This window comes from Tenacibaculum sp. ZH5_bin.1 (genome assembly GCF_042865525.1).
GTDB classification, from domain to species: Bacteria; Bacteroidota; Bacteroidia; order Flavobacteriales; family Flavobacteriaceae; genus Polaribacter; species Polaribacter mesophilus.
On record NZ_JBEGIO010000004.1, the window covers coordinates 107,301 to 128,161 of the forward strand.

Genomic DNA, 20,861 nt, shown 5'->3' on the forward strand with positions numbered 1-20,861 from the left:
AGTTATTTGCTAAAAAGGTGGTCTAATATAGTTTTAAAAGTTTTAAAGCCATAATATACGGTAAATAGTATTAGCAACACACCAACTGCGAGCAGACCATATGCAATAAAAACTTTTGGAGCATCTTTAAAAGCACGTAAGGCTTTAAAAGCAATACTTAATACTAATGGAGAAATAATTAACAACCCTAAAAAAACTAAGAGCTTTTTTATACCAGCTTCAAAAGTAGTAGGCTTATTCATTTGTATAGTTTTTTATTGCTTCACGAACATTTCCATATTTTTTTAATAGCTCGCTAGCAGTTTCTTGGTCGATATTTAATTCAGAAGCTAACATTTTTTCTCCTCTATCTACTAATTTGTTGTTAGACAATTGCATATCAACCATTTTATTTCCCTTAACTCTTCCTAATTGAATCATACTAGCTGTAGAAAGCATATTCAATACTAATTTTTGTGCTGTTCCAGCTTTCATTCTAGAACTTCCAGTCACAAACTCAGGGCCTACAACAACTTCAATAGGAAATTGAGCAGTTAATGCTAAGGGACTTCCTTGGTTACAGGTTATACAGCCTGTAATAATACCGTTATTGTTACATTCTTCTAAAGCAGAAATAACGTAAGGTGTAGTGCCAGACGCAGCAATACCTACTACAATATCTTTTGATGATATTTGATGCTCTTGTAAATCTTTCCATCCTTGATTCGTTGAATCTTCAGCGAATTCAACAGCTTTTCTAATAGCATAATCACCACCAGCGATTAATCCAACAACTAACTCGTGAGGAACGCCAAAAGTAGGAGGACATTCACTAGCATCTACAATTCCAAGCCTACCACTGGTACCAGCACCAATGTAAAACAATCGACCACCTTCTTTTAATTTTAATACAATATGTTTCGTTAGTTTTTCTATTTGAGGAAGTGCTTTTTCTACAGCGAAAGGAACTGATTTGTCTTCTTTATTGATGTTAAACAGTAATTCAGATACACTCATTTTTTCCAAATTATTATAGTTGGAATCTTGTTCGGTTGTTTTTGTAAACTTCATGCTTCAAATTTACTAATTAAAAGTTTTAAGAAATTAGATTGTTGTGATTATAATTTTATGGTGTCATAATTATAAGTCAAAACAAAGTAATGGGGTTGAATAATAATTCGGCGGACATTATTGTTTAATAATTTGTTTGGTTTACTTTTTTAATAGAAAAAGCAGGTGATTTATCACCTGCTTTTGAATTTTATATAACTAATTAATTATATGTTTTGTAAAATATTATTAAGAGTTTTACTTGGTTGCATTACTGCATTAGCTAAATCATCATTTGGTTCATAATATCCACCAATGTTTACAGCTTTACCTTGTACAGAATTTAATTCTTCTACAATTGTCGCTTCATTAGTAGCCATTTTTTCTGCTATAGGAGCAAATTGAGATTTTAAATCAGCATCTTTGTCTTGAGAAGCTAAAGCTTGTGCCCAGTACATAGCTAAATAAAAATGAGAACCTCTGTTGTCTAGCTCACCAGTTTTTCTTGAAGGTCCTTTTTTATTATCTAACAATTTGCTTGTCGCATCATCTAAGGTTTCTGCTAATATTTTAGCCTTGGTATTATCGTTAGTTTCCCCTAAGTGTTCTAAAGAAACTGCTAATGCTAAAAATTCTCCTAAAGAATCCCAACGTAAGTGATTTTCTTCTACTAATTGTTCAACATGTTTTGGAGCAGATCCACCAGCACCAGTTTCAAATAATCCACCACCGTTCATTAATGGAACGATAGATAACATTTTAGCTGAAGTTCCTAATTCTAAAATAGGGAATAAGTCAGTTAAATAATCACGTAAAACGTTTCCTGTAACAGAAATAGTATCTTTTCCTTCTTTAACTCTTTCTAAAGTATATTTGGTAGCCTCTATTGGAGATAAGATTTTAATTTCTAAACCTGTAGTATCGTGGTCTTGTAAATATTTTTCTACTTTTTTGATGATTTCTGCATCGTGTGCTCTTTCTTTTCCTAACCAGAAAACAGCAGGAGTTTGTGTAGCTCTTGCACGAGTAACAGCTAACTTTACCCAATCTTGAATAGGGGCATCTTTAGTTTGACACATTCTCCAAATATCACCCGTTTCAACAGTGTGTCCTAATAATACAGTTCCATTAGCATCGATAACTTCAACTTTTCCGTCAGTAGTGATTTCAAAAGTTTTATCATGAGAACCATATTCTTCAGCTTTTTGAGCCATTAAGCCTACATTAGGAACTGTACCCATAGTAGTTGGATCAAAAGCTCCATTTTTAATACAGAAATCGATAGTTTCTTGGTATAAACCAGCATAAGAACTATCAGGAATCACAGCTTTAGTATCTTGTTGTTTTCCTTCTTTATTCCACATTTGTCCAGAAGTACGAATCATTGCTGGCATAGAAGCATCAATAATTACATCAGAAGGAACGTGTAAGTTAGTAATTCCTTTGTCAGAATTAACCATTGCTACATCAGGGTTACTAGCATAAATAGCTTCAATATCTGCTAAAATCTCTGCTTTTTTATCAGCTGGTAATTCTTCTAGGTTACTCAACAAGTTACCAAATCCGTTGTTTACATCAACCCCAATTTTTTTAAATGTATCACCGTGTTTAGCAAATAAATCTTTAAAGAAAACACGAACAGCATGACCAAATATAATAGGGTCTGAAACCTTCATCATGGTTGCTTTCATGTGTAAAGAGAATAAAACTCCTTTATCATTAGCATCTTTAACTTGCTCTTCTAAGAAAGTTAATAATGCTTTTTTACTCATAACAGAAGCATCAATTACTTCTTTAGCTAGTAATGATACCTTTTCTTTTAAAACAGTTTTGTTTCCATTAGCATCAGTATGTACAATTTGTACATCTGTAGTATTTGGTACTGTAACTGATTTTTCACTGTGTGCAAAATCTCCTTCAGTCATTGTTGAAACATGAGTTTTAGAGTCTGTACTCCAAGCTCCCATTGAATGAGGATTCTTTTTTGCGTAATTTTTTACAGCTTTTGGAGCTCTACGGTCAGAGTTACCTTCACGTAAAACAGGGTTTACTGCAGAACCTTTTACTTTGTTATAACGTGCTAAAATAGCTTTTTCTTCATCGGTAGTAGCTTCTTCTGGGTAATCAGGTAGAGAGTACCCTAAAGCTTGTAGTTCCTTAATTGCGGCTTTTAATTGAGGTACAGAAGCAGAGATGTTAGGAAGTTTAATAATATTAGCTTCTGGCTTTTTTGCTAAATCTCCTAAAAAGGCTAAAGCATCTTCAACTTGTTGTTCTTTAGGTAAAAAGTCTGAAAAGTTAGCAAGAATACGACCAGCAAGAGAAATATCTTTGGTTTCTACTTCTATGTTAGATGATTTTGTAAAAGCTTTTACGATTGGTAAAAACGAACGAGTAGCTAATGCTGGAGCTTCATCCGTTTTTGTGTACATAATTTTAGCAGTCTTATTCATATGTATAAGTAATAAATTAAATTATATTTTGAAGTGACGCAAATTTAAGAATTACGGTTGAGTTTTTTGATGGTAAATTATTATTAATTAGTGTGTTTTGTTATGAATATGATAATTTAAAGAGGTGAAAAAGAGAATTTGTTATTAAAAATAAAAGCCATATCAAACAATTTCTTGTAATTGATATGGCTTTCTTGAAATAGTAAGAGGTACTGATTTGTATTACTACATTATCAAATAAACGGTGTTTATGCTTTTTCCTTAGATAAAGCTACGTTACTACCTCAAAAGAAACTTTACCTTATAAATTATGTCACCTATAAAATAAAAGTTTCGATGTTTTTAAACAGGTTAGTCCAGCTAAATTTAAACCAATAATACTTATAAACTTATAACTAGAAAACTATAAATTATTAATAACTTACAATTAATCAAAAATTATGATGATCGTATTTAGCTTTAATTACGTTTAAAAACAAAATATATAAAGAACGTTACTTTAATGGTTTACTTTTAGTGATTAATACAGTTAACTATAATTCTGACGTCACTTACTTTGTAAACTCTTTTCCAAATATAAGAAATAAATGGCTCTTTTTTAGTGTTTTAGGTGTTTTGTTATCAACAAGTTGGATGCGGTATTTTATTAACAAATGTGAATAAAAAAGCTCCCAATTTCTTGAGAGCTTTTAAGTAGTTAAATGATTTCTTTGATGTTTTCAGGTGGACGACCAATCACTGCTTTATTGCCATTAATAACTATTGGGCGTTCTATTAATTTAGGATTGTCAACCAAGGCTTTAATGATTTCAGCATCTGATAGTTCTCTTCCTTTATATTCTTCCTTCCAAATTTTTTCATTTTTACGAACTAAATCGATTGGAGAAATATTTAATAAACTAATAACTTCTTTTAACTCTTCAGTAGAAGGGGTAGTATCTAAATATTTTACAGTTTCAAACTCTTTACCAGAGTTTTCTATAATCTCTAAACCTTGTCTTGATTTAGAACAACGTGGATTGTGGTATATTTTAATCATTATTAATGAGTTTTATAGTATTAATCTTCTTTTTGCCCCATCATCATTAAATAGGCTTTTAAAAACGGATTGATATTTCCGTCCATAACAGCATCTACATTTCCTGTTTCATGGGCTGTACGGACATCTTTTACCAACTTATATGGGTGCATTACGTAGTTACGAATTTGACTTCCCCATTCATTTTTCATTTTGTTTGCTTCAATTTCGTCACGAGCAGCTAAACGTTTTTGTAATTCAATTTCGTACAATTGAGATTTCAGCATTTGCATTGCAGTAGCTCTATTATCGTGCTGCGAACGTGAGTTAGAACACTGAATTTGAATTCCTGTAGGTTTATGCAAGAGCTGAACTTTAGTTTCAACTTTGTTTACATTCTGTCCACCAGCACCACTTGAACGTGCTGTAGTAATTTCAATATCGGCTGGGTTTACTTCAATTTCGATAGAATCATCGGCTACAGGATACACATATACAGAAGCAAAGGAAGTATGACGTTTCGCATTACTATCAAAAGGAGAAATACGTACCAAGCGATGGACACCATTTTCACCTTTTAACCACCCAAAGGCATAATCGCCTTCAAATTCTAAAGTAACCGTTTTTATACCAGCAACATCACCTTCTTGGTAGTTTAAGGTCTTTATTTTAAAACCTTGTTTTTCTGCCCACATAGTGTACATTCGAGTTAACATTTCTGCCCAGTCACAACTTTCAGTTCCACCTGCACCTGCTGTAATTTGTATCGTTGCACTTAAACTATCACCTTCTTCAGAAAGCATGTTTTTAAACTCAATATCTTCTAAAAAAGTAGCAGCTTTATCAAATTGTTCTTCGACTTCGTTTTCATCAACATCACCTTCTTTATAAAAATCGTACAAAACTGTTAAATCGTCATTCATAGCTACAACAGTATTGTAATCTTCTACCCATTTCTTTTTAAACCGAAGTGATTTCATTACAGCTTCTGCTTCCTTCGGATTGTTCCAAAAATCAGGATTTGCTGTTTTTTCTTCTTCATTTGAAATTTCAATTAACTTCTTGTCAATTTCTAAATATCCTTTTAACTTGCCAATTCGTTCAGTGATATTTTTAAGCTGTTCGTGTGTAATCATAGATGCAAAAATACATTTTAAAAATCGTAGTTAGAAATGGAAATAAACTTAATAAGTGACACAGTAACAAAGCCAACTCAAGGAATGTTGGAAGCAATGATGAGTGCTAAGGTAGGAGATGATGTTTTTAAAGCAGATCCGACAGTGAATTTGTTACAAGAAAAAGTAGCGGATTTGTTTGGAATGGAAGCTGCGTTATTTTTTCCTTCGGGAACCATGGCAAATCAAACAGCGATAAAGATTCACACACAACCAGGGGATAGAATGTTTTGCGACAAATGGGCACATGTATATAATTATGAAGGTGGAGGAGCTGCGTTTAATGCAGGAGTTACTTCTTGTTTAATTGATGGGGGTAGAGGAATGTTTACAGCGAATCAGTTAGCAAGTGTGGTAGGAGGAAGAAATGATATTCATACACCTTATAGTAGATTAGTTTGTGTTGAAAATACAACAAACAAAGGAGGTGGTGCCTGCTGGGACTTTGAAGAATTACAAAAGATTCAAAAAGTAGCTAAAGCCAATGATTTGGCGTATCATTTGGATGGAGCACGTTTATTTAATGCTTTGGTGGCAAAAAAAGAAACCCCAAAACAATATGGAGAGTTATTTGATACGATTTCAATTTGTTTATCAAAAGGATTGGGAGCTCCTGTTGGATCTGTTTTGTTGGGAACTAAAGAATATATAGAAAAAGCGTTACGTGTACGAAAGTTGTTTGGTGGTGGAATGAGACAAGCTGGTTTTTTAGCAGCTGCTGGGATTTATGCTCTGGATAATCAAGTAGAGCGTTTAGCAGAAGATCATCAAAAAGCAAAAGAAATAGGTAAGGTATTAGAAAGTTGTTCGTATGTGAAAAAGGTAGAACTTATTGAAACGAATATTGTTATTTTTTATGTAGAAGATTCTATAAATCCAGATGATTTTATGAAAAAGATGGCAGACAGAGGTATATTACTAATTTCTATGGGGGAAGGAAAAATACGAATAGTAACTCATTTAGATTATACAAATGAGATGCATGAAAAATTATTACAAGAATTAAGAGAGTTTTTTTAAAAGAAAACTCTTACGATAGGAGAGAAAGCAGAAGCGTATACACTTTTGCTTTCTTCATACAAAACATCGTATTGTACGCCTAAAGAAACAACACCTATTCTGTAAGAAGCTCCAATATTTAAAGCAGGGTAATTATATTTTTTAGAAGTACCATTAATGTTTGTATTGACATACATTTGCTGTAAATCGGCAGAAAATTCAATTTCTCTAATAGGTCTATATAAAGTAATTATTTTAGGAGTGATTATATTAGAACTTAAACCTTCGTTTTTATTGTACACATAGCCAATTCCTAAGCCTATAGAAAAAGATTCATTAAAATCATAAACAGCAGCTGGAGATATAGCAAGCGTTGTGTTATTTGAACCAAAGCCAAAGCTAGCATCCCCTCCAAAACGAAGATTTTTCCAAAAACTATGTTCTTGAGTAAAAGCAAAAACAGAATAAAAAAGGAAAACAGCTATAATAAATACTTTTTTCATAAGTAATGAATTAATATGGCTAATATAGTGAATGCTAATTATATAACGTTAATAAAAGTTTATGAAAAAACAGTTCTTTTTAATTTAAGTCTTCAAGTTTAGCAAGCTCTTTATAGTTTTTATTTAACTTTCTTAGTAAAATTCCATACAATAGCTGATAAAAACACCATAAAACTATAAGCATAACTATCAACATTATTACTGTAACAATAATTGAAATTAAAACTTGCTTAGAGTTAAATTCTGGGTGAGCTTTTAGTGATGCAATTGCAACTATAATTCCAAAAGTAAATACATATAACAAGTTAAATATAACGTAGTACTTTACAGTTTTTCTTGTTTTAATAATTTTTGTCATTAAAGTTTTAGTAGAGTCTACAACAGAAATGCTTTTATAATTAAGGTAAAATTTAATCAAGAAATAGAGTAGTACAGGGTATATGATAAATTGAGAATAAATCATAAAGTTATATAACCCAAGTTTTTTATATTCCTCATAAGCTTCTTCCATGTCAAAAATAAAATAGAAAGAATTCAAGAAAATAAACTCTAAAATTCCAATAATAAAAATCCACTTTACTATTGATGATGACTTGGAATGCGCCATTCTATAAATGTCGATTTTAGAAACTTTATTTGTTTCTTCAGACTGGTTTCCCCAAGCTTTTTTATATTTATCTAAATCCATTTAAATTATGGGTTTAATATCTTTTTTAATTTATCTTTTGCTCTGTTCATTTTAACCCGAGCATTTACTTGACTAATACCTAAGGTTTCAGAAATTTCTTTATAGGGCTTGTCTTCTAGGTATAAAAAAATTAGCGCTTTATCAATATCATTTAGTTTACGAATAGCACCATATAAGGCTTTTAATTGTATTTCTTCAGTGTCATCATATTCTTCTGCTTTAATTTTAAAAGAATAGTCTGTAAAGTCTTGTGTTTTTATACTTCTTGTTGATTTTCTATATAAAGAAATAGCAGTATTTAATGCTACTCGATACATCCAAGTACTAAATTTTGCATCTCCTCTAAACTTACCATAGTTTTTCCATAACTGAATGGTGATTTCTTGAAACAAATCGTTATGTGCATTTTGGTTGGTTGTATAAATCCTACATACCTTATGCACAATGTTTTGATTGGCTTCGAAATCAGTTAAAAATCTATTTTCTAATTCTTTTTTCACTAAGTTTAGTAGAGTTGTTATGTTATAAGTAGCTCAAAAATACAAATTGTTACAACTCATCCTAAAAATAATACAATTCAGTGTGTTTTTATTTTAGAGATAAAGCATCTTATGAATATTTGTGTCATAATTAACCGTAAAAAATAAATAAAATGAAACTTGTAATCCATATTGTTATTACAGTCGTCTTGTTTACAATTGAAACAATTTCAGCTCAAGACAAAACAATTGCAGCGACAGTTGTAAATGTCACTTCAGATAAAGGAAAAATAAAATTTGCCTTATATACTAGAGAGAACTTTAGAAAAGAACCACTACAGGCAAAAGAATCAGTAATAATAAAGGGAAAAAGTACTGTAATTTTTAAAAAAGTACCAGAAGGAGAATATGCTATTATTTGTTTTCATGACGCAAGCAATAACAATAGAATGGATTTTGAGCCTAATGGAATGCCAATAGAAGACTATGGAGTATCAAACAATAAATTATCCCGTTATGGACCGCCTGTGTTTGACGAAGCAAAGTTTTTGGTTAAAGATAAAAATGTATCTTTCGATATTAAATTTTAGAATGAAGAGGGTAAACCTTTAAATATAATAAGCATAAAGAATGAAAACACCAGTAAAAAAAACATTTAATAATTTGAAGAATGATATTTGGATTTGCTTAAAGCTTACAATTATTTTTGGTGTTGTTTTTACTATAATAAATCAGGCTTTTACATTAAAAGAAGCTGGATTAGTGTTTTTGTTTTCAGGAATGTATTCTTTTGTTCTGGGGTTAGGTAATGGAATTATTAATGGTTATTTAAGTAAAAAGTGGGATTGGGTTTTGCAAACCAATCAAAGAGTTTGGGCAGGAATCATAGCAACAATAAGCTATACAACTGTAGCTGTATTATTAATCCATTACGTACAGTACTTTGTAATTTTTAATAATAATATAGATAACTTCTTTAATGGACAATTTTTATGGATGCATTTATTTGCAATCATATTATCGTTAGCGATAGCCGTGTTTTTTCATGCCAAAGATTTTATGGTAAACTGGAAAGCGTCTGTAAAAGAAGAAACAACACAGCATGAAATAGTAGCTAAAACAGAAACAGCAAAATTTGAAACATTAAAGAATCAAATAGACCCACATTTTTTGTTTAATAGTTTAAATGTACTAACCTCTTTAATAAGCGAAAATCCAAAACAAGCAGAGAAGTTTACAACAAAGTTATCTAAAGTGTATAGATATGTACTAGAACAACGTAATAAAGAATTGGTGCCTATACAAGAAGAATTACAATTTGCTAAGACGTATATGGAGTTATTACAAATGCGTTTTGAAGAAGCTATTCAATTTTATATTCCAGAAGAAGTAAGTAATTCAGATTTAAAAATAGTTCCTCTATCTCTTCAATTATTATTAGAAAATGCAGTAAAACACAATGTAGTTTCTTCAAATAAACCCTTAGAAATAAACATTTTTGAAGAAGAAGGTTTTTTAAAGATTCAAAACAACGTTAATCCGAAAGAGGCTATAGGAAAAAGTACAAAAGTAGGATTAAGAAATATAGCAGATCGTTACGGTTTAATAACCGATAGAAATATTCAAATAATTAATAATAATAAAATATTCACAGTGTGTTTACCGCTGTTAATTAATATAAAAGATAGTATCATGGATACAAAAAGTTTAGAAAACAGTAATTATGTAAAAGCAGTAGAAAAGGTAGAAAAACTAAAAGAGTTTTATCAAAACTTAGTTTCGTATTGTATAGTTATTCCTTTTTTAATTTTTATAAACCTCAAAACATATTCAAAGTTTCAATGGTTTTGGTTTCCTATGATAGGTTGGGGGATAGGATTAATTTTTCATTATTTAGAAGTAAATAATTATAATTTATTCTTAGGTAAAAATTGGGAAGAACGCAAGATTAAGGAGTTAATGAATGATGATAAAAAATTATAAATGAGATGGAAAAAGAATACACAACAGCTTACAAATATGCAAAAGCAAAAAAGAGAGTAGAGAAAATCAAAGGGTTTTACATTCATCTTATAGTCACTGTATTAATCATTCCAGTTTTAATTTTTATAAACTTAAAGTTTGTGCCAAGTTATCATTGGTTTTATTATCCAATAATAGGAATGTTAATTGGAGTTTTTTTTCATTGGTTGGGCATTTTTGGAATAGAAAAAATAGGCTTAGGAAAAGATTGGGAAGAACGTAAGATTAAAGAATTTTTAGAAAACAATAACAATGGAAGGTAATTATAGAGAAGAAAAAAAGTATTTAGAGGCTAAAAAGAAAGTAAAACAAGTAAAAGGGTTTTATGCTCATGCTTTAGTAAATATCATTTCAGTGATTATTATTGTTTTAGTGAATTTAAAATTCTCACCTTATTATCATTGGTTTTGGTTTCCTGTTATAGGAATAGTACTAGTGACTTTTATTCATTGGATGCTAGTTTTTGGTGTTAACATTTTAGGGCTTGGAAAAGATTGGGAGGAGAAGAAGATAAAGGAATACTTAAATAAAAAGGATTAGTATGGAAAATGATTATAAAGAAGAACATAAATATTTACTAGCCAAAAAAAGAGTAGAAAAAATAAAAGGATTTTATTGGCATTTAGCAGCATATATAATTGTGAATGTATTTATTTCAGTCGTAATTATTATGGGGTTGATGAATGAGGACAGGTTAACTTTTATCAAAGCAATAAGCAATTTTGGTGTATATGCTACTTGGGTTTTTTGGGGGATTGGAGTTTTTTTTCATTGGTTAGGAGTATTTGGAACTAATATATTTTTTAATAAAGATTGGGAACAACGCAAAATACAAGAGTATCTAGATGAACTAAAAAAGAGAGAAAATGGAAACTATAAATAGAGAACAACAATATATAAGAGCTCAAAAAAGAGTAGATGAAATTAAAAAGTTCTACAAACATTTAGTGTTTTACATACTAATAAACTTAATTTTTATAGGAAGAAGAATATATAAAGATATTGTTTATGGAGACGAATCAGTAATGGAAGCTTTTTTAGATGTAAATAACTATAATTTGTTCTTTTGGTGGGGAGTTATAGTATTTTTACACGGATTTAATGTTTTTTCAAAAGGAAAACTTTTTTCTAAAAAATGGGAAGAGCGAAAGATTAAAGAATACATGAACAAGTAATTGCTAAAAATAGACCAAACCAAACTATGAATGTTATAATTATTGAAGACGAAAAGCCAGCTGCAAGACGGTTAAGTAGAATGTTAGCTGAATTAGATATAGAAGTTCAACAAATGTTGCACTCAGTAGAAGAGTCGATTAACTGGTTTCAAAACAATTCTCATCCTGATTTAATTTTTTTAGATATTCAACTTTCAGATGGATTATCATTTGAAATTTTTGAAGAAGTTACTGTAAAATCAGCTATCATTTTTACAACGGCTTATGATGAGTATGCATTAAAAGCATTCAAGTTAAATTCTATAGACTATTTGTTAAAACCAATAGATGAAGATGAGTTAACAATAGCAGTAAATAAATTTAAAGAGCATCAACCTATACAAAGTAATATACAGGTTAATATAGATGACATTCGTAAGTTGTTGATTAACCCAGTTGATAGAAAATATAAAAAGCGATTTACTATAAAAGTGGGACAGCACTTAAAAATTATCAATACAGAAGATATTGAATGTTTTTACTCAGAAAATAAAGCAACTTACATACATACAAATGCTAATAGAAATTATTTAATAGATAACTCTTTAGAATATTGGCAAGGAGAGTTAGACCCCGAGCAATTTTTTAGGGTAAATAGAACATTTATAGTACACATAAATGCGATAAAAGATATTGTTTCTTATACCAACTCACGCTTACAATTAAAGTTGCAATCTTACGATGATACTGAAATAATTGTAAGCAGAGAGCGAGTTAAAGATTTTAAGTGCTTTATTGAGTAAGTATTTTTCTAAAAGAATCAATTTTAACTTTAGCTTCAGGATGTATATTATTTCCGTCTTCAGTAAACCAAGCATGAGTACTACCAAAGTAGTTCATGCCTAAATATTTTGCACTTTCAATAAAAGGCATTTCAAAGCCATCTCTAAGATCGTTGTCACCAGAATTACTAATCATAGCCATATTTTTACCTCGTAACTGTCTTCCTAAATCTTTTTTATAATGTAACAAGTCTGACAATCTATCAAAAAATATTTTCAGCGTAGCACTCATACTATACCAATATACAGGGGTGGCAAATATTAGTGTATTGTATTTACTAACAATTTCTTCTATAAGAGGGATAAAATCATCATCAGAATTGCTAAAATCATATTCAAATACACCAATTTTTTTTATTTTTAAATCGATAAAATCAAAAGACTCATTGCTGTTGAGGTAATTAACCACTTTGTTTGTGTTTCCTACACTTTTAGAACTTGCTTGTATAATAACTGTTTTATTCATTCTGTCATTTATTTGGAAGTAAAGCTCAAAAAAATAAATAAAAGAATATCTTGGATTTAATTGTAATATTTGATAATAACCAAGAAAAAATCAATAGAAGAAGTCTATATTTTTGTACTTTTATGCTATAAAAAAAGCGGATGAACACAAATGCCTACATATTTTCTAAAAAAAGAAAGTTAAATGAATTTTCTACTAAAGAAGTTGTTGATAATGCTAAGAAGAAGCTGAAAAAATCAAGAAAAAAAATTAGTGATTTACAAGATACAATGTACGCAGAAGGTAAGTATAGTGTTTTATTGTGTTTACAAGGAATGGATACAGCCGGTAAAGATAGTTTAATTCGAGAAGTTTTTAAAGATGTTAATGCACGTGGAGTAGTAGTGCATAGCTTTAAAGTACCAACAGAATTAGAATTAAAACATGATTTTTTATGGCGTCATTATATAGCCTTGCCTGCTAAAGGAAAAATAGGAGTTTTTAATCGTACACATTATGAGAATGTTTTGGTAACAAGAGTGCATCCAGAGTATGTTTTTGCCGAAAATATTCCCACAGTAAATAACGTTGATGATTTAAATGATACTTTTTATCATGATAGAATGGAGCGTATTAATCAGTTTGAAAGGCATATATCTGAAAACGGAACAATTATTTTAAAGTTTTTTTTAAATATATCTAAAGAAGAACAGAAAAACAGGTTATTACGTAGGTTAAATATTCCAGAAAAAAACTGGAAATTTTCTGCGGGTGATTTAAAAGAACGAAAGTTATGGGATAAATATCAAGAGTGTTATGAAGATATGTTGTTGAGAACATCAACAAATTATGCTCCTTGGTATGTAATACCTGCAGATGATAAAACTACAGCACGTTACATTGTAGCAAAAACATTAGAAAAAGAATTAGAAAAATATAATTTTAAAGAGCCTACACTTCCAAAGAAAGTGTTAGACCAAATAGATGAATTTAAAAAAGAATTAACGAACGAATAATATATAGAAAAGACAATAATAGATATATGTAAAGTAAATAGAATATTGTCTTTAAGCACTACAAAAAATGAATTTAAATTTAACAAAACCAATCGTATTTTTTGATTTAGAAACAACAGGAATAAACATTGCTAAAGATAGAGTAGTTGAGATATCTATTTTAAAAGTGTTTCCTAATGGAAATAAAGAAAGTAAAACATGGTTGGTAAACCCAGAAATAGAAATACCCAAAGAAGCTTCAGAAATTCACGGAATTACAAACGAAAAAGTAGTTACTGAGCCAACTTTTAAAGAATTAGCACCGCAAATTAATGAGTTAATAGGTGATGCAGATTTAGCAGGATTTAACTCTAATCGATTTGATATTCCTTTATTAGCAGAAGAGCTGCTGCGAGCAGGAATTGATTTTAATATGAATAATAGAAAAGCAGTTGATGTACAAACTATTTTTCATAAAAAAGAACAGCGAACACTAAGTGCTGGATATCAATTTTATTGTGGAAAAGAGTTAGTAGGAGCGCATGGAGCAGAAGCGGATACAAAGGCAACCTATGAAATTTTATTAGCACAGGTTGAAAAATATGAAGATTTAGAAAACTCAGTAGAAGCATTGAGTGAATTTTCAACCCACGGAAAAAGAGCAGATTTTGCAGGGTTTATTTTATTTAATGATAAAGATCAAGAAATTTTTTCTTTTGGAAAGTATAAGGGAAGAACTGTTGAAGAAGTATTTAAAGAAAACCCAGGATACAATGCTTGGATTCAGAATGCTGATTTTCCTTTGTACACAAAAAAGGTTTTAAAAGAAATAAAAGAACGAATGTCGGCACCGAAAGATACGATGACTGATGAAGAAAAGCTACAAGCTTTACAACAAAAGTTTAATTTAAGATAATCTTTAACATCTATTTTTAGTAATTATCTCAGTTGTTCTTTAATTTAGATAATACGAAACAAATACAGTAAAAATGTTTACAGAATATAAGGAATTACCCCAAAACGCAAGAGTTTGGGTGTATCAATCAAACAGAGAATTTACACAAGAGGAGGTAGAGCTTATCAGTGCAAAAGCATTACTTTTTATTGATAATTGGACGCGTCATGGAGACGATTTAAAAGGATCATTTACTATTAAATATAATCAGTTTTTAGTATTGGCAGTAGATGAAGGCTTCAACAATGTTTCTGGTTGTTCAATTGATGCTTCTGTGCGTTTTATAAAGGAGTTAGAAAAAGAGTTAGAATTAGACTTAATGGATAAAATGAATATTTCTTTTAAAGATGGAGATAATATTAATATCGTAAAACTACCAGAGTTCCAAAATTTTGCCAAAGAACAAAAAATAACCGCTAAAACGGTTGTTTTTAATAATATGGTAAATACTAAAGAAGATTTTGAAACAAAATGGGAAGTGCCAGCAAACCAGAGTTGGCATGCACGATTTTTGGTATAACTATTGATTTTATAAAAAAAGATGTTAAAGCCTTACATGTTTTTTGTAAGGCTTGTTAAGGGATAATATATGAAAAGAAAAGTATTAACATTAATAACGTTTGTTTTTATACAAATAATTCAAGCCCAAGTCCAAGGAGTAAACCCTTTATTGGCAAAAGATTCTATAACACAAAATGTATGGGTAGATAGTATCATGAAAACTATGTCTGTTGATGAAAAAATAGGACAGTTGTTTATGATACAAGCATATTCAAATAAAGATAAAAAACACGAAGATTTTATTTCTAATATGGTTACAAAATACCATGTAGGAAATATTATTTTTATGCAAGGAACACCTGATAAACAAGTAGTTTTAAACAATAAATATCAAGAATTAGCAAAAATACCTTTAATGGTTGGTTTTGATGGCGAATGGGGCTTGGATATGCGTTTGAAAAACACGTATCGTTTTCCTTGGAACATGACATTAGGGGCTATTCAGGACACGGTTTTACTTCAGGAAGTGGGTAAAAGAATTGGAGAACACTGTAAACGAGTTGGAATTCATATAAATTTTGCTCCAGTTGTAGATATAAACACGAATCCTGATAACCCAATTATAGGAAACCGTTCTTTTGGAGAAGATAAAGAAAATGTAGCAGAAAAATCAATAGCATTTACCAAAGGAATGCAAGAGGTAGGAGTGTTAGCGAATGCAAAACACTTTCCAGGACACGGAGATACGGAAGCAGATTCTCACCACACGTTACCAACAATTAATTTTAGTAAAGAACGACTAGATTCAATAGAGTTATATCCATTCAAAAAAATATTTAAAGCAGGTGTAGGAAGTGTAATGACAGCGCACTTGAGTATTCCAGCTTTAGAAACGAATCCAAAATTACCATCATCATTATCAAAAAGTATTGTAACCAATCTGTTACAAGATCAGTTAGGCTTTAAAGGGTTGATTATCACGGATGGATTGAATATGAAAGGAGCTGCAAATTATTCAACACCAGCAGAAATAGACTTAGCAGCAATTTTGGCAGGAAACGATATGTTGTTGATTCCTCAAGATGTCCCTGAATCAATTAGGTTGATTAAGAAAGCCCTATTGGAAGGAAAATTAACAGAAGAGCGATTAAATCATTCAGTTAAAAAGATTTTAAAGGCAAAATACTTAGTAGGGTTAAACAAGTATAAGCCTATTACTACAGAAAAAGTTGTAAAAGATATAAATACCCCTTATGATGAGGTTTTACATCGTAAATTGATAAAAAACGCTATTACAGTTCTAAAAAATGAAGGAGGAATTTTACCAATTAACAACCTTAAGGATAAAAAAGTAGCTTACATTTCTTTGGGAAGTGATACTGGATCAGATTTCTATGAAATGCTTAAAAACTATACGAAAGTAGATAAGGTTTCTGATAAGCATTTAAGTGTATTGAACAAGAAGTTAGAAAAGTACAACCTTATAGTTATAGGTTTTCATAAATCAAATAAAAACCCTTGGAAAGGTTACAAGTTTTCTAATAAAGACCTTGTATGGTTACAAGAAATAGCAAGGAACCATAAAGTTATTTTAGATGTTTTTGCTAGTCCATATAGTCTACTTCAAGTTCCTTCTTTTACTAACATAGAAGGAGTTGTAATGTCATATCAAAATAGTAAGTTAGCTCAAGAGCTATCAGCGCAAGCCCTTTTTGGAGCTTTTAATTTAAAAGGAAAGTTGCCAGTATCTATAAAAAATGAGTTTAAAGCAGGGGATGGATTATTGGTAGATGGGTTGGATGTGTTACAATACACAATTCCTGAAGAAGCTGGAGTTTCTTCAGAAAAACTTTCAATTATTGATAAAAGAATTGATACAATTTTACAAGAAAAGATGGCTCCTGGTGGACAAATTTTAGTAGCCAAAGATGGAAAAGTAATTTATAATAAAAGTTTTGGTTATCATACCTTAGCAAAAAATAAACCAGTTAGGAATTCAGATATTTACGATTTAGCTTCTTTAACTAAAATTTTAGCTTCGTTACCCATGATAATGAAAGCAGAAGAAGAAAGAAAAATTAGTTTATTTTCAAACTTGGGAGATGTATTACCAAGGTATAGTAAATCGAATAAAGACACTTTGTTATTAAAAGAAGTATTATCCCATTATGGACGTTTACGTGCTTGGATTCCATTTTATTTGCATACTAAAGACAGTGTAACAGGAAAAAATTCTACACAGTTTTATAGAAAAAACCGAACTTCAAGGTTTAGTATAAAAGTAGCAAGAAATTTATACTTAGCTAAAGAATATAAAGATTCAATTTATAAACAAATAGTTGATTCTGAACAACGAAAAAGAGTAGGATATAAGTATAGTGATTTAGGCTACTATATTTTTAAAGAAATTATAGAAAGAAAATATAAAAGACCTTTAAATAAACTGGTTGAAGAACAGTTTTATCAACCTATTGGGGCAGATAGAATGACATACTTACCTTTAAATAAGTTTACTAAAGATGAAATTGTACCCACAGAAAGAGACAATTATTTTAGACATCAATTAGTTCATGGTTATGTTCACGACATGGGAGCAGCTATGTTAGGTGGAGTAGGAGGGCATGCAGGGTTGTTTGCAAATGCAAATGATGTAGCTAAAATTATGCAAATGTTTTTACAGGATGGATCTTATGGAGGAAAGAAGTACTTAGAGCCAGAAACAGTGCATAAGTTTAATAAACGCTATTATGAAAACAAAAGAGTACGTAGGGGGTTAGGTTTTGATAAACCACAATTAAACCCCAAAGTAAAAGCAACTTGTGGCTGTGTTTCGGATGTGAGTTTTGGACATAGTGGTTTTACTGGAACGTATACTTGGGCAGACCCAGCAACAGGTGTCGTGTATGTGTTTTTATCAAACAGAATTTATCCAACAATGAGAAATTATGGTTTAGTAAAAAGTAATATACGTACCAAAATTCAACAAGATATTCAAGATGCTATTTTGATGGTGGAGTAGGTGATAATTTGGTATATAAAAGAATAAGTAAAAAGGAAGTGAAAAAGTAGATTAAAGCTATTTTCCAACCCCAAAATATAGATATTATCCAACTTTGTATACAATAAAAGGAAGGAAATAAAATAGCGTTTACACCAAATCTAAAGGTATCTATAAACTCTATTTCATCGATTTTTCTACTTAAAAATTTCCAAATTGAATATGGAACTAAACTATTTAAAACAATTAAAAAGAATAAAGGGAGAGCGTAGTTAATACTACGCTTTTTTTGTACAAGTACCTTTTTATTTCTTACAATACTGTTTATTTCATCAATTTTAGTAAAATCTACTTGAGCATTATTTAAATTAGCTAAGGTAGTTTCATAACTTTCATTTTGTTCTATATGAACAGATGAGTTTTCTAATTGATTTGAAACAAGCTCTTTTATGTGTTTTACAGATTTATTTATGTTTTGTTTGTCGTAATAATCGTTAGCCAAAATTGGAGAACCAAAATGGATAGCAGTTTTTGAAGGGTAGCTAGATACGTTTTGATATGTAATTCCTACTGGAATAATATTTATTCGAGTGTCAGGGAAATTATCTAAAGTTTTAAAAATAATTCTTGTAAAGCCTTTACTAAGTGGTCTAATAGCTCTGTCTTTTTTGTGTGTTCCTTCAGGAAAGATTAGTAAAGTTTTATTATTTTTTAAAAGGAGTTGACATTTATTAAAAATTTCTTCATTCTTACTAAGTTGTTGTACACCGTCTCTAATACGATAAATAGGCATCATTCCAAGCGAGTTGAAAAACTTAGCAATAATAGGGTTGTTAAATACAGCTGCACGCACTAAAAAGTTTGTTCTTCTTTTTATATGTGTAGCTATAAGTATAGGATCAATTAAGCCATTTGGGTGATTAGCTGTAAAGATCACGGCTTCTTTTTTGGGAATATGCTCACTTCCAATAATCGTTGTCTTTTTAGAGTAAAAGAATAAGCCAGTTTTTACAAAAGCTTTAAAAAAGTAGTACAACAGTGTTTTCATGTATTATTTATTTCTTCCCCAGTAAGTAGCTAACATTATTCCTGAAAAAATATCCCAAACACCCCAAAACGCAGCAAGAAGGGCCATTCCTCCTAGGCCATCAAAAAAGCTAAAAATAAGTAATAACCCTAAACCACCATTTTGTATTCCTGTTTCCATAGAAATAGTTTTAGAATCTTTTTTATTTAATTTAAAAGATTTAGCTGTTACATAACCTATAATAAACGCATAAATATTATGAAATATTACAAGAAATAAAACTAGATGTATATAGTCTTTAAAAACATCAGCGTTATCATAAAGGGCTATTACAATTAATAAAAGGAAAAAGAAAATAGAAAATGGACGTAAAAGTTTATTGATTTTTTTAGCCATTTCATGATGATAGTGATTAACTAACATTCCTAAAACTATCGGAATTCCTAAAATAAGAAGGACAAGTTTAAAAAGTTCAAAAGGGTTTAAGGAAACACTTTTTAAAATTTCGTTAGTAGGCCCGTATAAACTACCCCATAATTGTAAGTTTAACGGGGTCATTACTAAACAAATTATCGTTGAAAATGCTGTTAAACTAACAGATAATGCAGCGTTGCCTTTTGCCATTTTACTAAAAAAGTTAGAAACATTTCCTCCAGGGCAAGCAGCAATCATAATCATGCCTAAAGCAAAACTAGGGTATGGGTTAATAATATTGATAAGGATAAAGGTTAAAAAAGGAAGTAAAATAAACTGAGATAATAATCCAACAAATAATATTTTAGGTTCATTAATAAGTCTTTTAAAATCCTCTACCTTCATATCTAAAGCAATACCAAACATAATGATAGCTAGAGCAACATTAAGCATCCATAAAGCTTCAGTATCAAAATTAATCTTAATACTATCAATTTGTAAAGTGTTAATGTTTAAAGGCATATTCTATTATGTTAGCCCCCATTTGTAGAGCTTTTGTTCTAATTTCTTTTGGATTGTTATGTACGGCAGTATCTTCCCATCCATCACTTAAATCACTTTCGTAATCATAAAAAACTATAAGTCTACCTTCATAGAACAAACCAAAACCTTGAGGAGGTTTTTTATCATGTTCGTGAATTTTTGGCAAGCCTTTAGGAAAGGAAAAAGTTTGATGATAAATAGGGTGATTGCTGGGAATTTCTTGAAGTTGTAATTCAGGAAAAACTTTTTTTAATTCTCTTCGTATGTATTTATCAAGACCATAATTATCTGATACATGTAAAAAGCCTCCTGAAATAAGATAACTTCTTAGTATTGAAATTTCATTATTTGTAAATAAAATATTACCATGTCCGGTTATGAAAACTATTGGGTAGTCAAAGATAGTTTCGTCGTCTAGCGTAATGTTTTGTATGTTTTTGTCAATCTGGGTTTTCGTGTTTTGATTAGTGAATTTTACAAGGTTAGGTAAAGCTGTAGGATTTGCATACCAATCACCACCTCCTTTATATTGTATAATAGCTATTTCTTGAGAAAAAATATTTTGACTTAATAGAAAAATAAAAAGCAGGGTGATGTTTTTCATGAATTAACTTGAATTTA

General features: G+C 30.2%; 24 protein-coding genes. 12 read left to right on the top strand and 12 right to left on the bottom strand.

What is annotated here, in order from left to right; translation table 11 throughout:
- Positions 1 to 2: 2 nt before the first annotated feature.
- From ABHQ57_RS12065 to prfB, 5 genes are all read right to left on the bottom strand, one after another.
- Complete coding sequence (locus tag ABHQ57_RS12065) at positions 3 to 242, bottom strand: DUF6095 family protein (protein ID WP_047789626.1); 240 nt, start codon at positions 240 to 242, stop codon at positions 3 to 5.
- On the bottom strand, positions 235 to 1,050 hold the full coding sequence (gene murQ, locus ABHQ57_RS12070; RefSeq protein ID WP_159490666.1) for an N-acetylmuramic acid 6-phosphate etherase: 816 nt from the start codon (positions 1,048 to 1,050) through the stop codon (positions 235 to 237). Before murQ ends, ABHQ57_RS12065 begins: the two co-directional genes overlap by 8 nt.
- A gap of 206 nt (positions 1,051 to 1,256) precedes the next feature.
- Positions 1,257 to 3,482 carry an NADP-dependent isocitrate dehydrogenase gene (locus ABHQ57_RS12075; protein ID WP_167714053.1) on the bottom strand — a complete coding sequence of 742 codons (2,226 nt, stop codon included), beginning with the start codon at positions 3,480 to 3,482 and terminating at the stop codon, positions 1,257 to 1,259.
- Positions 3,483 to 4,179: 697 nt separating this feature from the next.
- Entirely contained in the window at positions 4,180 to 4,521 is a 342-nt protein-coding gene (gene arsC, locus ABHQ57_RS12080; RefSeq protein ID WP_167714052.1) for an arsenate reductase (glutaredoxin), read from the bottom strand.
- A gap of 20 nt (positions 4,522 to 4,541) precedes the next feature.
- Complete coding sequence (gene prfB, locus ABHQ57_RS12085) at positions 4,542 to 5,636, bottom strand: peptide chain release factor 2 (RefSeq protein ID WP_167714051.1); 1,095 nt, start codon at positions 5,634 to 5,636, stop codon at positions 4,542 to 4,544.
- Positions 5,637 to 5,672: 36 nt separating this feature from the next.
- On the opposite strand from prfB, the gene ABHQ57_RS12090 reads away from it, so the two are divergent.
- Positions 5,673 to 6,695: a threonine aldolase family protein gene (locus ABHQ57_RS12090; RefSeq protein ID WP_389863789.1), complete on the top strand. Its 1,023-nt coding sequence runs from the start codon at positions 5,673 to 5,675 to the stop codon at positions 6,693 to 6,695.
- On the opposite strand, the gene ABHQ57_RS12095 is transcribed toward ABHQ57_RS12090, so the two are convergent.
- The 3 genes from ABHQ57_RS12095 to ABHQ57_RS12105 form a co-directional block, all read right to left on the bottom strand.
- Positions 6,692 to 7,177, bottom strand: a complete 486-nt coding sequence (locus ABHQ57_RS12095) for a hypothetical protein (RefSeq protein WP_073183242.1) — start codon at positions 7,175 to 7,177, stop codon at positions 6,692 to 6,694. The two genes, ABHQ57_RS12090 and ABHQ57_RS12095, sit on opposite strands and share 4 nt — an antisense overlap.
- Positions 7,178 to 7,256: 79 nt before the next feature.
- Complete coding sequence (locus ABHQ57_RS12100; RefSeq protein WP_047789633.1) at positions 7,257 to 7,865, bottom strand: hypothetical protein; 609 nt, start codon at positions 7,863 to 7,865, stop codon at positions 7,257 to 7,259.
- A gap of 5 nt (positions 7,866 to 7,870) precedes the next feature.
- On the bottom strand, positions 7,871 to 8,365 hold the full coding sequence (locus tag ABHQ57_RS12105) for an RNA polymerase sigma factor (RefSeq protein WP_073183239.1): 495 nt from the start codon (positions 8,363 to 8,365) through the stop codon (positions 7,871 to 7,873).
- Between the two features lie 152 nt (positions 8,366 to 8,517).
- On the opposite strand from ABHQ57_RS12105, the gene ABHQ57_RS12110 reads away from it, so the two are divergent.
- From ABHQ57_RS12110 to ABHQ57_RS12140, 7 genes are read left to right on the top strand one after another with little or no spacing between them, the layout of a single operon-like run.
- The gene (locus ABHQ57_RS12110) at positions 8,518 to 8,934 is read left to right on the top strand and encodes a DUF2141 domain-containing protein (protein WP_389863792.1); all 417 of its coding nucleotides are present in this window, start codon (positions 8,518 to 8,520) and stop codon (positions 8,932 to 8,934) included.
- Between the two features lie 40 nt (positions 8,935 to 8,974).
- Positions 8,975 to 10,327, top strand: a complete 1,353-nt coding sequence (locus tag ABHQ57_RS12115) for a 2TM domain-containing protein (RefSeq protein WP_173360851.1) — start codon at positions 8,975 to 8,977, stop codon at positions 10,325 to 10,327.
- Between the two features lie 5 nt (positions 10,328 to 10,332).
- A complete protein-coding gene (locus ABHQ57_RS12120; RefSeq protein ID WP_047789637.1) occupies positions 10,333 to 10,629 on the top strand; it encodes a 2TM domain-containing protein in 297 nt (98 codons plus the stop codon).
- Positions 10,619 to 10,906, top strand: a complete 288-nt coding sequence (locus ABHQ57_RS12125) for a 2TM domain-containing protein (protein WP_047789638.1) — start codon at positions 10,619 to 10,621, stop codon at positions 10,904 to 10,906. The genes ABHQ57_RS12120 and ABHQ57_RS12125 overlap by 11 nt, the downstream gene beginning before the upstream one ends.
- A gap of 1 nt (position 10,907) precedes the next feature.
- The gene (locus ABHQ57_RS12130) at positions 10,908 to 11,249 is read left to right on the top strand and encodes a 2TM domain-containing protein (RefSeq protein ID WP_159615492.1); all 342 of its coding nucleotides are present in this window, start codon (positions 10,908 to 10,910) and stop codon (positions 11,247 to 11,249) included.
- Positions 11,233 to 11,541, top strand: coding sequence for a 2TM domain-containing protein (locus tag ABHQ57_RS12135; RefSeq protein WP_047789640.1), 309 nt, complete (start codon positions 11,233 to 11,235; stop codon positions 11,539 to 11,541). Before ABHQ57_RS12130 ends, ABHQ57_RS12135 begins: the two co-directional genes overlap by 17 nt.
- 26 nt (positions 11,542 to 11,567) lie before the next feature.
- On the top strand, positions 11,568 to 12,323 hold the full coding sequence (locus tag ABHQ57_RS12140; RefSeq protein WP_389863796.1) for a LytR/AlgR family response regulator transcription factor: 756 nt from the start codon (positions 11,568 to 11,570) through the stop codon (positions 12,321 to 12,323).
- Here ABHQ57_RS12140 and ABHQ57_RS12145 read toward each other — a convergent pair.
- On the bottom strand, positions 12,313 to 12,828 hold the full coding sequence (locus ABHQ57_RS12145; RefSeq protein WP_167714046.1) for a flavodoxin family protein: 516 nt from the start codon (positions 12,826 to 12,828) through the stop codon (positions 12,313 to 12,315). The genes ABHQ57_RS12140 and ABHQ57_RS12145 overlap by 11 nt on opposite strands.
- Positions 12,829 to 12,968: 140 nt before the next feature.
- On the opposite strand from ABHQ57_RS12145, the gene ABHQ57_RS12150 reads away from it, so the two are divergent.
- The 4 genes from ABHQ57_RS12150 (at position 12,969) to ABHQ57_RS12165 (ending at position 18,277) form a co-directional block, all read left to right on the top strand.
- Positions 12,969 to 13,823, top strand: coding sequence for a PPK2 family polyphosphate kinase (locus ABHQ57_RS12150; protein ID WP_125067923.1), 855 nt, complete (start codon positions 12,969 to 12,971; stop codon positions 13,821 to 13,823).
- A 67-nt stretch (positions 13,824 to 13,890) separates the two neighbouring features.
- Positions 13,891 to 14,718: a 3'-5' exonuclease gene (locus tag ABHQ57_RS12155; RefSeq protein ID WP_125067922.1), complete on the top strand. Its 828-nt coding sequence runs from the start codon at positions 13,891 to 13,893 to the stop codon at positions 14,716 to 14,718.
- A gap of 73 nt (positions 14,719 to 14,791) precedes the next feature.
- Positions 14,792 to 15,277, top strand: a complete 486-nt coding sequence (locus ABHQ57_RS12160; protein ID WP_167714045.1) for an ABC transporter ATPase — start codon at positions 14,792 to 14,794, stop codon at positions 15,275 to 15,277.
- Between the two features lie 69 nt (positions 15,278 to 15,346).
- On the top strand, positions 15,347 to 18,277 hold the full coding sequence (locus tag ABHQ57_RS12165; protein ID WP_167714044.1) for a glycoside hydrolase family 3 N-terminal domain-containing protein: 2,931 nt from the start codon (positions 15,347 to 15,349) through the stop codon (positions 18,275 to 18,277).
- On the opposite strand, the gene ABHQ57_RS12170 is transcribed toward ABHQ57_RS12165, so the two are convergent.
- Genes ABHQ57_RS12170 through ABHQ57_RS12180 form a run of 3 tightly spaced genes read right to left on the bottom strand, consistent with a single transcriptional unit; the run spans position 18,258 to position 20,844 of the window.
- Positions 18,258 to 19,304 carry a 1-acyl-sn-glycerol-3-phosphate acyltransferase gene (locus ABHQ57_RS12170; RefSeq protein ID WP_167714043.1) on the bottom strand — a complete coding sequence of 349 codons (1,047 nt, stop codon included), beginning with the start codon at positions 19,302 to 19,304 and terminating at the stop codon, positions 18,258 to 18,260. The genes ABHQ57_RS12165 and ABHQ57_RS12170 overlap by 20 nt on opposite strands.
- A 3-nt stretch (positions 19,305 to 19,307) precedes the next feature.
- Positions 19,308 to 20,219: a bile acid:sodium symporter family protein gene (locus ABHQ57_RS12175; protein WP_073183222.1), complete on the bottom strand. Its 912-nt coding sequence runs from the start codon at positions 20,217 to 20,219 to the stop codon at positions 19,308 to 19,310.
- Positions 20,203 to 20,844, bottom strand: a complete 642-nt coding sequence (locus tag ABHQ57_RS12180) for a DUF4159 domain-containing protein (protein WP_167714042.1) — start codon at positions 20,842 to 20,844, stop codon at positions 20,203 to 20,205. The genes ABHQ57_RS12175 and ABHQ57_RS12180 overlap by 17 nt, the downstream gene beginning before the upstream one ends.
- Between the last annotated feature and the right edge of the window lie 17 nt (positions 20,845 to 20,861).